The organism is Methanosarcina acetivorans C2A (assembly GCF_000007345.1).
Taxonomy (GTDB): domain Archaea; phylum Halobacteriota; class Methanosarcinia; order Methanosarcinales; family Methanosarcinaceae; genus Methanosarcina; species Methanosarcina acetivorans.
This window is the reverse complement of record NC_003552.1, coordinates 2,942,267-2,955,586: the sequence shown is the minus strand read 5'-3', so window position 1 is coordinate 2,955,586 and position 13,320 is coordinate 2,942,267. Positions and strand designations below refer to the sequence as shown.

The window sequence follows — 13,320 nt, the reverse complement described above, 5'->3', positions numbered from 1 at the left end:
GCAAATAGATGGGATTTTGAGGGTTTTTGAGATATCCGGTATTTTCTAATTATTAATCGCCCTTTCCGCTAATTCTCTCTCTCCTATACTGTCTTCTCCCCATTTCTGTTTCGCTTCTTCGCTCCAGTAAAGTTTATACTCTCCAATCATAGATATGGGAATTGTAAAGACTTTTGCTCTTGAATTTCTGGGAGTACTGCACCTTAACCATTTATACTGGTTTTTCTCAGAGTCATATACCAGGCAATAATCAAGTTTAAAGGCGCGGGGTACATCCGAGGATTTATAATAAACCTGCTTTAAGCCTCCTTTTGGTTCCTTTTTCTGCCTTCCTCCGAGTATCTTTGCCTCTTCTTTTCTAATGTCATCCAGATACTTTAAACTCCTTTCGACTTCACTTTTAAAGATAATCATGTGCCATTTTAAGGATAATGGATATTGTTTTTTTAGAAATACATTTAATTCGGCTATTAGATCAGAGTCATTTTGCGTGCTTTCAATTTCTTTCATTATTCTTTTCATTCTGGCCAAATTTGCTCTCTGTCTTTCCTTACTTGTTACCATAGCTATCGCCAACATTCTAAGGTAAATTTAACAGTTTATGTGTATGGAATTCATGCTATTAAATTATTTTGATAGTTTGGGGACGAAGGTGGAATTGATAACGAAAAGAAAGAAGAAATAAGAAACAATAAGACACGAAACAATAAGACACCGGGAAAAAGAACATTATATTATAAAAAATATTAATATGATAAAAGAAACAACAGGACGTTATGTAGAATAACAGGGAGGGAAATAACAATTTTTTTTAAAGAAGAAGGACTTGATTAAAATAACTAATACAATGTAGAACAAGGAGCCCCTATTACAAAAGTCTGCAAAAAAAGAATTTTCGGGGTCAGGACCTGATCAACATGGAGCCTTCCTTAACAAACGCTAATTTCCATCAAAATATCAGTACCTTCGTACCCATCAGTACTTTAGTACCGTTTTCTTCTGTCATTTTACTTCCGGCCACCCTCTTGCTCCCCTGAACCTGTTTATTCTATCCAGATAGTTTTTTACCACATCATCGGCACGAACCCCTAGGTCCCTGAGTACGCCCCCGAGCACAGTGCTAGTCCTGCCAATTCCACCCATACAGTGAACAACAATTCCTATCCAGGTATCCATTTCACGTCTTATTACTTCAGCTGCTTTCCTTACAAGTTCCTCTTCCACTTGGGTTAATCGGCGGAAAACCGTGGTGCAGGTCTTCTAACTCTGTGAAAAATAGCACTTCAAAAGGAAAGGGGGTTATAGGAAACCCTGGAATCGCAGAGGCAGACAAGACCTGAGAAGCCGGCATCTTTTATATTTTTCCAGGGGGTACGCATTCCTGGATAAGACAGGCCCGTAAGAAGTGTGGACTCTTTAATCACGACGTATAAGTTCAATGGGATTCTTATGCCGTCAATTGCAGGCATCTCAAGACATGATTTTTAAAAAATTAATCGGAACTTGAACAAAATATGGAGAAATCGGAATACAATTTGAACAAAATATGAAGAAATCTAAACACAATCAGATGAAAGTCGGGAGAAAATCTGAAAAACATGCAGGGATGAGGTCAAACATTATTGTCTCATGCTCAACCCACATCCCGTAGAGATGCATTCCTGAAGCTAAATTTGCTTATTACTGTTTCAATTGCAAATTCAATTTAGGACGCTGATTCTCTCCGCCTGCTTCCGAACTGTAGAAGGCTATGTAATTGTTGTTTTCCGTGCGGGCTTTGATCAGGAATCCAGTGTTTTCATATTTGCCGCTGATGTATTCATTTACAAGGTCGGTTACGTCCAGCTCGTAATACCTGTTGTCAGGAAGGTCGCTGCCCTCAAGGGTTATTGTGGCATACGGCGTGCTTCCCTGCAGGACCCCGTTCCTGTCATACCAGTCTCCCCCTGCATTATTCCAGGCAACCCTTTTGTCTTTTTTATTCCAGCTCACGTAGTCCGGGTTCCAGGAATCGGCAGGCCTGTAAATCTCAATCACAGTATCTTCAGGTCTTGCTTTTCCAGCAGGATAATACCAGTAGAGAAAAAGGGTCGCACTGTTTACTTCACTGTAATCAGCATACTCGCTCAGATCGAACTGCATCATATCTCTATATCTTCCAACTCCACTGAGTGCACCTACATCAACATAAGCCGAACTCTGGTAGACATTCTCAGCAGAGGCTTCGCGCAGGCGGTTGTCCTTTGCCCCGCTTACGGTTACATCAATAGGCTGGACATCAATCGGGCTTACAGAAGCCTCTTCAGTTACAGTGAGCTTTGGCTTCTGGTTTTCGTTTCCGCAGTCATTGCTGTAGAAAGCTATGTAATTGTTGTTTTCCGTGCGGGCTTTGATCAGGAATCCAGTGTTTTCGTATTTGCTGCTGATGTATTCATTTACAAGGTCAGTTACGTCCAGCTCGTAATACCTGTTGTCAGGAAGGTCGCTGCCCTCAAGGGTTATTGTGGCATACGGCGTGCTTCCCTGCAGGACTCCGTTCCTGTCATACCAGTCTCCCCCTGCATTATTCCAGGCAACCCTTTTGTCTTTTTTATTCCAGCTCACGTAGTCCGGGTTCCAGGAATCGGCAGGCCTGTAAATCTCAATCACAGTATCTTCAGGTCTTGCTTTTCCAGCAGGATAATACCAGTAGAGAGAAAGGGTCGCACTGTTTACTTCACTATAATCAGCATACACGCTCAGGTCAAACCACATTATATCTCTGTAACTGCCAATACTCATTGCGCCGACATCGATAAAAGGCGAACTCTGGTAGACGATGTCAGGAGAAGCTTCACGCAGGCGGTTATCGTAGACCTCTCCTGTTATAGTTGAAGGGTCTTCCTGTTTGGAAGTGTCTTCCTGTTTAGAAACGTTTATGATTGCCGTCGCTGAATCCGTCAGTTCCCCATCGCTTACCACAAAGGTTACGCTGTATGTTCCCTCCTGTCCGACAGCCGGAGTCCAGGCAAAAATCCCTGACTCACTGTCAAAAGTTGCACCTGTGGGAAGACCTGAAGCCGAGTAGCTGAGGCTGTCCTCTTCTGCATCCGAAGCGCTTACCGTAAAGGTAAGGCTCTCTCCGATCTCAACAGTGGCGTCCTGGATGGAATTCAGTACAGGAGCCTGATTGGTAACTACTTCCGTTGTTCCGGATTTGGAAGCATACTTGGTGTTTCCGTATGTTCCTATGTTAATCCTGCCTCCGTTGTCCTGAGGCTCCTTAGAATAGTCCGAAGCGATGTATCCTGCATCGATGCAGGGGGAGCTCGCGCTGTCAGTGATCCAGCTTTTTCCGTTCCATCTTCCTGCTATTGATTTCAGGTGGTAGTCGTGGCTGCTTCTATCGGCAAACTGGGGGTCTACTTTTATATCAGAAGCCGAAAGCTGAACATTTCTGGAATCTCCTCCTGCACTTCCGTAGTAGCAGTTGTTTTGCAGGACAAAAGAGTGGGTACCTGATAGCTCATTGTTTATCCCGTATCCACTTCCTCCCCCTGAAGAGGATCTAGAGTTTGAAAGTATATTATTTCTGACAGTAAGAAGAAAACCCGAGCCTGAAGGAGCCGGGGAATAAACAGTCTTCTGGACAATTCCAGCTCCATATGCCCCATCAATCACGTTGTTTTCAATGAGCCCGCTAAACCCGTTGGATACGATTCCTCCGATTATACTATTACTGGTCTTGGTTCCGGTATCGTATATCTGGTTATGGTGGACGTGGACGTTTGCCGTTGAAGCTGAATAGGATCCTGAACCGAAAATCCAGATCCCTGCAAGAGCAGTTTTATAGATTACATTGTTGTAGACTTCGATATCGTCCATCGCAGGAGTATTATATTTCTGGATTTCAATGCCTGCTCCTCCTGAGCCCTCCGAGGTAATAACATTGTCATGGAAGCTGGCTTTGTTTGTGTTATAAAGCCTGAGGCCACTGTTTGTCCTGCAGGTTATTGTATTGCCGTAAGCTTCCACGTCCGAACAGCCGCTGGCATAGAGCCCGTCGTGCCCGAGCAGGTAGATTTCGTTATCGTAGAACTCCACATTTGTGCATTTATCGGTTTTCAGGCCATCCCCGTGGTTGTTGGTCAGATACATATCATATACTTTTATGTTCTGACAGCTGCTGAGGTGGATAAGGTTATAATATCCTTTTCCGCTGACCACATTTGTATTCCCTTCCCGGTTCCCGTCGATTGTAAAACCCCGGATGGTAATGCCACTGATGCCGGTACTTCTTTCTTTAATCATCGGCTTCCGGGATTCCCAGTTAGCATTGTTGACAAGTTTTATTTTTGCACTGGAGTCACCCTCGAGGATAGTATTGCTGCCGATCAGAAGCGTATCATCAATAACATAGGTAAAAGGGCCCTTGAGGTAGACAGTAGTATAAGCAGAATTTTCTGCCACGAATTTAAGGGCCTGATTTATCTGAACGTGGTCATCTGTTCCGTCACAATTGAAATCTCCGCTCCCGTCGCCTGTTACGTAAACGACAGGTGCTGAACTCATGCATAAAGCTGCAGGAATGCCCGACAGGACAAGACAGTTTACCATGATAAATATTACTAACTTCCTTACTAACTTTAAATTCAACAGAGCTATCACCTTAATTCTATTTAATAAAGTTTCGTCTAAATTCACCTAAAAATTTGTTCTGTTTATTCAGGTTTTTTGAGCGTCAAGATTCGGATCTGGGATCTACTTTGATCGTAATTCGTACTTTCAGGGGGACAAGATCGGATCTGGCAGATAGTATCCACTATCATAGTTTTGGATTCCAGAATTAATCCTAAAATGTCTTCGGATCAGGGCTATCTTCTCAGGGCAGAAAATTAAAGATAGCATAGACCCTTTATTTTACAGGATTTGATTTTTTTTACTTGAATAGACTTGCAGAAATTAACAGAGTAAACAAATTATGTTTAATAGATTTAATTAATTTAGTAAGTTATACCGTACTTTATGTGTTATATTATAAAAATATTTGCGAAACTTGAATAATAATTTTAGACTGTTTCGTGAAAAAAATTTTGTGTGAATACAGGAACCCAAAAAGCGTCATCTATAGACAAGTTTTGCCTTATAATAAGAGGCCGGATATATTATTCAAAAGTCTTTAATCTTTTATGAACAAGGATTTTCTGCATTTATGCCCTGACAACTTTGAACTCATTCGTATAATTACGAATTTTTTCTATGCCCTGTGAAGCTGGAGTCAGGTTGCGGAGAGAAGGAACAGAGTCTAAAGATAAACCTTAAAAAAATTTTTGTTGAATTCTGTTACATATATCAGAGCATGTTTAATTAGATAAAAATCGATCTGGACAAAAAAAGAATTCATGTTCAAGATCTGTAAGCTGAAATTCTGTGAAAAATGGTCATGCTGTACACAGTAACAGCAGGAAGCAAAAAAAGAATTTAAGCTTTTTCAGCTGCCTGATTTGGCTCCTATTATTTTTAGTTTAAAGGAACTAATAGGACTTTTAAGAGAACAATATTTTCCTGAAGTTTCATTACCTATTTTCGTTAACTAGTTAAATTATATTTATAAATAATATTAAATATAAGTGAATACATTTCCTATATCTAATCAATATTTTGTTACTCATTTGACTAAGTTTTAGCAAAGTGAATGCTCGTTTGGGGGTTGTATTTCTCGCTTTTTAGCAGTAAATTAAGCGGTTATGGTCAGAATTTTCAAAAAGAACAATATGTTTTTGACTTTGTATTTTTTTAGACAATGCATATTTTCTGATGGATATATGCGGTTAATGAAATGCAATTTGATTAACAGGGAGTACGAGTTTGATAAAGTGGTTAAGTGAAAAAAATGCTTAAATAAATATAATTAAGTGAAAAAATGCTTAAATAAATGTTATCAAGTGAAAAAATGCTTAAATAAATGTTATCAAGTGAAAAAATGCTTAAATAAATGTTATCAAGTGAAAAAATGCTTAAATAAATGTTATTAAGTGGAGAAAACACTTGGTTAAGTATTATTAAGTGGGGAAAATACCTAATTAAGTGCTTTAAACTCCGAAAGCGGGAAGTACGGACCTGATTCCTTTAAGTGGGGGAAAAAAGTTGAATAAACAGCTGAAAGTCTTGTTTATAGGAACTTATGTTCCGAAAGAATGTGGGATTGCAACATTTACTTTTGATCTTTTAAATTCAGTATCCGGGGTGCATGACGATATACATTGCGAAGTCATTGCCCTTAATGACCCTTCCGAAATTTACAACTATCCTGAAGAGGTCGTTTTTCAAATAGAAAGAAACAGACTTGAAGATTACTACAGGGCTGCAGATTTTATAAACCAGTCCGATGCGGATATCGTATGCCTTCAACATGAATTCGGGCTTTTCTGGGGAAACGCGGGAGATTACATTTTTGCTCTGCTTTCAGGAATAAGCAAGCCTGTAATTACCACTATGCATACGATAATAAAGGAACCGGAACCGGAATACCGTATATCCACAGAAAAGCTCATAAGATATTCCGAAAAGCTGGTTGTAATGAGCCAGACTGCAGTCGAGATGTTAAAAGAAGTATATAAAGTTCCGGATGAAAAAATCGAGATGATTTTTCACGGCTTACCTGATTATCCATTTAACAACTGCAACAAGTATAAACAGAAACTGGACCTGAAGGGCTCTCCTCTTCTCCTCACCTTTGGTCTGCTGAGTCAGAATAAAGGTATCGAAAGTATGCTCGAAGCTCTCCCGGAGCTAGTAAGCCAGTATCCTGACCTTGTTTACCTCATACTGGGTGCCACTCATCCGGTGGTCAAGAAACAACATGGAGAAACCTACAGACAGTATCTCACGAACAGGGTTTCCGAACTGGGGCTCGAGAAGAACGTACTGTTTCACGATAAATTTGTAGAAAAAGAAGAGCTCTGCAATTATATCCTTGCCAGTGACATCTACGTCTCTCCCTATCTTTCCAGAGAACAGATTGTAAGCGGTGCTCTTACCTACGCGATTGGGATGGGAAAAGCAATAGTATCCACCCCTTACTGGTACGCCCAGGAAATGCTTTCCGAGAACAGGGGTTTACTCGTTGATTTCGGATACGCTGAAGGCTTTAAAAATTCGCTTTTATACTTAATCGAAAACCCAGAAGAGTGTGACAAAATGCGCAGAAATGCCTACGATTTCGGGAGAAAAATGACCTGGAAAAATATAGGAAAAGAATATAACGCGGTTTTTACCAAGGCTTTAAAACAATACAGGCCCTACTCCGGAACTAAAAATCGGTTCAATTTCCTGCCGGACCAGCTGCCCGAAATAAAACTCGACCACCTCAAACTACTGACCGATAACGTGGGGATTATCCAGCATACCAATCTGGGGGTTCCGGCCCGGCATTACGGGTACAGTACCGATGATGTGGGCAGAGGGCTTGCTGCCCTGATCCAGCTTATCGACAGCCAGGAAAAATCCGAAGAGCTCTGGAAATTGATTACTACCTACATGAGCTTTCTCGAACATGCCCAGACTGACACAGGACACTTCCACAACTTCATGAGCTATAAAAGAGACTTTCTGGACGAAGAAGGCAGTGAAGACACTCTCGGGCGTGCAGTCTATGGGCTTGGGTACGTGATAAGCTGCCCTTATCTCTCAAAAAACATGCGTACTCTTGCACACACGCTCATCAGTAAAGCCGGAACACAGATGAAAAATTTGAGCTACCCGCGGGCAAAAGCCTACACAATGTGCGGGCTGTATGAGATGCTCAGGGCAGGCGTGGATGCAGACTCTTTTGAATCCATATTTAACTCTCGCAGGGATGCTGTCAGGGCTGTAGACTCCCTTATAGACAGGGATACTTTTGAATCCATATTTCTCAGCCATGCCGATTCTCTGGTCGACCTGTATGAGGCTAATAGAAAAGAAGGTTGGGAATGGTTTGAACCCACAGTGACCTACAGCAATGCAAAACTGAGTGAATCCCTGATCCTTGCGTATAACTATACCAAAGACCGCACTTACAGAAAAGCCGGGCTTGACACTCTGGACTTCCTTACCGAAACCCAGTGGAAAGGCGACTTTTTTGATATAGTTGGAAATAAGGGCTGGTACTCCTGGAACGGAGAGAAACCGATTTTTGACCAGCAACCAATCGAAGCGGGCTACCTGACTCAGGCTTACATTTCAGCCTACGAGGCTGTCCGGGTGAGAAAATATCTGGAACTTGCAAGGTACTCTTTTGAATATTTCCTGGGCAGAAACCGCCTGCAAATTCCCATGTATGACTCATTAACAGGTGCAGTCTGCGACGGGCTCAACTGTGATGGGATGAACTGCAACCAGGGCGCAGAATCCGTAATCTGCTTCCTCCTGGCTTTAAGCTCCTTAAATAAATACGCAGATGAAGCCTATAGTGCCCTATTTCAGCCCGCAGTAAGGAGCGAGGGCCTGACAAAGAAAAAGAACCTGTTAGCAGCAAATCGAATCGACTGAGAAGTGAGAACATGATCTGGAAGGACCACGGAGAATTGTTTGTAAGGCATAAGAAAAATCCCATACTTACAGTTGAAGACTGGCCGTATCAGGCTAATTCGGTGTTTAACCCTGCAGCTGCCATGGTTGAAAGCAAAACTCTCTTGCTGGTGAGGGTTGAAGACCATAGGGGCTTTTCTCACTTTACGGTAGCCAGGAGTAATAACGGGATAGACGGCTGGGAAATCGACACCGAACCAACCTTAACTCCGGATACTGTTAACTACCCTGAAGAGATCTACGGCATTGAAGACCCGCGTATAACTTATATTGATGAGATGGGTAGATGGGCTGTGGCGTACACCGCTTTTTCGGACTCCGGACCCCTGACATCCCTGGCTCTTACCAAGGATTTCCGTAATTTCGAGCGGATAGGAGCTACCATGCCTCCTGAAAATAAGGATTCTGCTCTCTTTCCGGTACGGTTTAACGGAAAATGGGCAATGTTGCACAGGCCGGTCTCTTCGATGAGCGGGGCAAAGGCAAATATCTGGATTTCTTTTTCCCCGGATATGCGGCACTGGGGAGACCATCAGGTTCTGCTGTATGCCAGAGAAGGAGGGTGGTGGGACGCCCGGAAGATAGGCTTATCTCCCCAGCCAATTCGTACATACGACGGATGGTTAATCATGTACCACGGAGTGCGTCCTACAACGTCAAAATTAAGTTATCGGCTTGGAATGGCTCTCCTTGACCTTGAAGACCCGAGGAAAGTCCTCCACAGGTCCGAAGGATGGGTTTTCGGGCCTAGAGAACTGTATGAACGCAGTGGAGATGTTAATGATGTTGTTTTTCCCTGCGGTTGGGTCCTGCATGATGACCAGATCCGTCTCTATTACGGGAGTGCGGATACATCGGTATCCCTGGCAAGTGCAAAACTTCACGATGTTCTGGAGTATATCCACGAGTGCCCTGAGGAGCAATGTCCAGCAGAGTTCTGCAGGTCTTTTGAAGGGCACAGGCATACCGTTTTCGAATAACAATTAGGGGAAATGGATCTTAACCAAAATACCGGGGGGAGCTTAATCAAAATTGCGATGTTATCTCCGATTGCCTGGAGCACGCCACCTAAAAAGTATGGGCCATGGGAATACATGGTCTCCTTATTAACCGAGGGTCTGGTAAAACGAGGGATTGAGGTTACGCTGTTTGCAACAGCGGACTCGCACACCGCAGGCGAACTTCACGCGGTATGCCCAAGGCCTTACGAAGAAGATAAAGATATGGTAAGAAAGGTATACGAGGGCCTGCATATCTCAGAGGTCTTTGAAAGGGCAAATGAATTTGATATAATCCACAATCACTTTGATTACCTGCCGCTCACCTACAGCGGGCTTGTAGACACGCCGGTTGTAACAACCATACATGGCTTTTCTTCAAGGAAAATTCTGCCGGTCTATAAAAAATATAACAACAGCACTTTTTATGTCTCCATAAGTGATGCCTACAGGTGCAATGAGCTGGATTATATAGCGACAGTCAGGCACGGGATAGACATCGAGACTTTTCCTTTTAATGACAGGCCTGAGGACTATCTTCTTTTTATCTCGCGCATCCACAGGGAAAAAGGTGCAAAAGAAGCGATAGAAGTTGCAAAAAAAGCAGGCAGGAAATTGAGAATGGCCGGTTTTATTGCAGACCCTGAATATTTTAAAAATGAAGTTGAGCCCCACATCGATAATGACCAGATCGTTTACGAAGGGCATGTAAGCCAGGAGCGCAAAAAAGAGCTGCTTTCAAATGCCTATGCTCTCCTGCACATGATCAATTATGAAGAAGCCTTCGGGCTCGGGGTGGTCGAAGCCCTTGCCTGCGGGACACCCATAATTGCAATAAACAGGGGTGCAATGCCTGAACTGATTATGGACGGCGAGACCGGATTCCTTGTAAATAACGTAACCGAAGCTGCAGAGGCTGTCGAAAAGCTTAACTCCATCTCCCGCAGGAGATGCCGGGAAAGCGTGGAAAAACGCTTCTCTGTTGACCGGATGGTAGAGGACTATATCAGGGTTTACGAGACAATTCTAGAAAAACGAAAACGTGAAGCAAAAAGGCCCTGGGGCTTCTACGAGATCCTCGCCCAAAAACCGGGATATAAGGTCAAACGCATTACGGTCCTGCCACAGGAACAAATCTCACTCCAGCGCCATGCTCACAGAAATGAACACTGGTATGTGGTCAGCGGCGAAGGCCTTGTAACTAAAAACAGTGATTATCTCAAGGTTCTTGTAGGAGATACGGTTGACATTCCCGTAAACGAAATACACCGCATAAAAAACACAGGCATTCAGAACCTGGTATTCATCGAGGTAGCACAGGGCGATTACCTTGGAGAGGACGACATAGAAAGGTTAGAAGATAAATACGGAAGAACCTGAACAGCTTATCCGGATTTTAATTGATCAACAACGGTATATGTCTAAGATCCTCAGATCCAGAGTACCAGGCCCTTTAAGCAAATAGAATCCATCTTCTCTATCTTCTTTATATAACCTGCCTTCTCTATCTTCTTTTTTCTTCTTTCTTTTTTCTTCTTTCTTTTTTCTTCTTTCTCTCTTTCAATCAGGTTTTCAGGCCGGACATTCGGAGTTTTCATATGTTTTTTTGACCTGAGCTGCTACTTCTTCCCCCATCCTTTCGGAGACATTTTCCACAAAGAGGTTCATGTAATCAAATGGAACGCAGCCCAGGCTTTCTTCTCCTGACAAAATGAGCCTGATAAGGTATTCAAGTTCGTACATGGACAGCATCTTAATCCTCCTCAGGAAATCGGCTGCATCCTTTGAGTAGTGGTTTGCCAGGGGCGGAAGAATGGAACGATAGGGCACTCCCGAACCCGAACAGAGAAGCCCTTCACACTCAGGAGCGAGCGTCTTTAAGATCCCAATATCTGTTTCTGAAAGTATTCTTGCCATGATGATCACCACAGTTAAGCAAAATTCGGTTAAGAGTTATTCCTGAACAAAAGATGATTCTATGTTTCTGCTATTTAAGAGATGGGGCTTCAGCCTGTACTATTTTCCGATTTGACTCATGATATAGAAAGAGACTTTCAGAAAGACTGCACTCCTGTTCCCAGCGTGACAAGAAGGACATTTTACTCCATTTCCGTAAGAATAAATCTGAAAATAGGAATTAGAGGCGGTATATCCTGTTTTATGGTGTCCCATAAAATTATCAGGTCCACGCCAAAATAGCCATGTATTAGTCTATCTCTCATGGTGGCCATGTCTCTCCATGGGATATCCCGGTATTTTTCCTTCACTTCAATAGGTAAGTTTTTAGATGCTTCACCTATGATTTCTATGGCTCTGATTACAGCATATTGTGTTTTTCTATCGTTGCTGAAGAGACTTTTTATTATTTTCTGGTTTTTCGTTTTCCCTCTATATCGTGCAAAACAATAAAATTTTAATTATATTGATATATTTTTTCTATTTATGGGAAAAGGAAACATTGCAATAGATAAATCAATGATAAAAACGATAGTTGACGGCAAAATAATAATTCCTTTGCCAAAAGTTTTGGTTGAAAATCGATACTATCCTATGTTCTCTATATTCTCCCCTACTCAGTGTGATAGTTGTGGAAGTAAATTACATGTTAACTCTCATCACACTCGTTTTATTATATCACGTTACGGCACTATATCTCTCAATGTTACATACTGGCTTTGTCCCACTTGTAAGAAACATTATCATGATCGGGTTATTGGTGTTCAGGGTTCTGCAAATTACAGTTCTGAATATTATGATACACAAATAAATGTCAGATACGATGGACGATGCAGTCTGCACAATTCTCGGCGAATTGGGGAAACATATACAGAAGGAGTAATAAATGTCTGTGGAAGAGCTCCTTGTCCCACTTCATTGTGGTTATATGAACAGAAACTAGCAAAACTTTCAAAGCAAGAACTTTTGAACCAAGGAGTTAGCTTTGAAGAAACATTGTATGTTGATGGGAATTGGATCAAGAATGGATGGAAAAAAAAGCTTGAAGAATTTATTGGAACGAAACTCACAAAGAAAGAATGGAAAAAAATGCGATATAAATCTGTTTACGTTGTTGCTACCAAAGAGAAGGTCATTTTAGATTTTGAAGTAACTGAGAGGTTACCAACAATTGAGGCTCTGATGCCTCTTTTTATACGAATAAAGAACCGATTTCCTGAAGATAAAATCAAAAAGATTGTTTCTGATGAGGATAAAGCGATCATTGGAGCCGTAAAAATGGTCTTTCCTGAAGTGACTCATTCTTTTTGTGTGTTTCATCAATTAAAAAACGTTAGTAAGAGGTATTATGAGGAATTCAGTTCTGTTGAAGAGATTCCAGATAACGATAAGATTACCTACAATGAGATATCTCAATTGATACTTTCTGATACGGTTATCAGTGCTGTTGCGCATATTCAGAAGATACGAGAATTTAACTCTGATCTTGAACTTTCTGAAGCGTCTCATAAAGCGATTTCTTATGCCGAAGAGATTTTCAGCAAGAATGTGAGCTTCTTGAAAAAAGGTTTTACACCTGAGACAGATAATACAATGGAACAAATATTTTCTTTGATATGTGATATAGTAGACAAAGTAAGGTCATTCAAAACCGATAATGGACTAACTAATTTTTGTTACAATCTATTTACTTTTTTCAACAAACGGTGTTTCAGCACTGGAAAATGGAAAGGTTTCTCACCTTTAATGAGAGCAAGATTCCAATATGGATAATGCTAGAATTGGAGAATAATTAGTTCTTAAACTTGATGGCTTA

Annotated in this window: 10 protein-coding genes; 4 read left to right on the top strand and 6 right to left on the bottom strand. The window is 41.7% G+C overall.

The window, feature by feature from the left end:
- Nucleotides 1–45 precede the first annotated feature (45 nt).
- The 4 genes from MA_RS12375 to MA_RS12365 form a co-directional block, all read right to left on the bottom strand.
- Nucleotides 46–564 (bottom strand): hypothetical protein, encoded by a 519-nt coding sequence (locus MA_RS12375; RefSeq protein ID WP_048066347.1) that lies wholly within the window; start codon nucleotides 562–564, stop codon nucleotides 46–48.
- Nucleotides 565–1,002: 438 nt separating this feature from the next.
- Nucleotides 1,003–1,224, bottom strand: coding sequence for a tyrosine-protein phosphatase (locus MA_RS28645; protein ID WP_011022356.1), 222 nt, complete (start codon nucleotides 1,222–1,224; stop codon nucleotides 1,003–1,005).
- Between the two features lie 59 nt (nucleotides 1,225–1,283).
- Nucleotides 1,284–1,469, bottom strand: coding sequence for a hypothetical protein (locus tag MA_RS28640; RefSeq protein ID WP_226990578.1), 186 nt, complete (start codon nucleotides 1,467–1,469; stop codon nucleotides 1,284–1,286).
- A gap of 211 nt (nucleotides 1,470–1,680) precedes the next feature.
- Entirely contained in the window at nucleotides 1,681–4,596 is a 2,916-nt protein-coding gene (locus tag MA_RS12365; protein WP_157860211.1) for a disaggregatase related repeat-containing protein, read from the bottom strand.
- A gap of 1,530 nt (nucleotides 4,597–6,126) precedes the next feature.
- Here MA_RS12365 and MA_RS12360 point away from each other — a divergent pair.
- From MA_RS12360 to MA_RS12350, 3 genes are read left to right on the top strand one after another with little or no spacing between them, the layout of a single operon-like run.
- Entirely contained in the window at nucleotides 6,127–8,511 is a 2,385-nt protein-coding gene (locus tag MA_RS12360; protein WP_011022354.1) for a glycosyltransferase family 4 protein, read from the top strand.
- An 11-nt stretch (nucleotides 8,512–8,522) separates the two neighbouring features.
- Nucleotides 8,523–9,530: a glycosidase gene (locus MA_RS12355; RefSeq protein ID WP_011022353.1), complete on the top strand. Its 1,008-nt coding sequence runs from the start codon at nucleotides 8,523–8,525 to the stop codon at nucleotides 9,528–9,530.
- A 12-nt stretch (nucleotides 9,531–9,542) separates the two neighbouring features.
- Entirely contained in the window at nucleotides 9,543–10,928 is a 1,386-nt protein-coding gene (locus tag MA_RS12350) for a glycosyltransferase (RefSeq protein WP_011022352.1), read from the top strand.
- A 192-nt stretch (nucleotides 10,929–11,120) separates the two neighbouring features.
- Here MA_RS12350 and MA_RS12345 read toward each other — a convergent pair whose 3' ends face one another.
- Nucleotides 11,121–11,465, bottom strand: coding sequence for a hypothetical protein (locus MA_RS12345; protein WP_048065385.1), 345 nt, complete (start codon nucleotides 11,463–11,465; stop codon nucleotides 11,121–11,123).
- Nucleotides 11,466–11,647: 182 nt separating this feature from the next.
- On the bottom strand, nucleotides 11,648–11,848 hold the full coding sequence (locus tag MA_RS12340) for a HepT-like ribonuclease domain-containing protein (RefSeq protein WP_248698103.1): 201 nt from the start codon (nucleotides 11,846–11,848) through the stop codon (nucleotides 11,648–11,650).
- Nucleotides 11,849–11,990: 142 nt separating this feature from the next.
- On the opposite strand from MA_RS12340, the gene MA_RS12335 reads away from it, so the two are divergent.
- A complete protein-coding gene (locus tag MA_RS12335; RefSeq protein ID WP_011020086.1) occupies nucleotides 11,991–13,277 on the top strand; it encodes a transposase in 1,287 nt (428 codons plus the stop codon).
- Nucleotides 13,278–13,320: the final 43 nt, after the last annotated feature.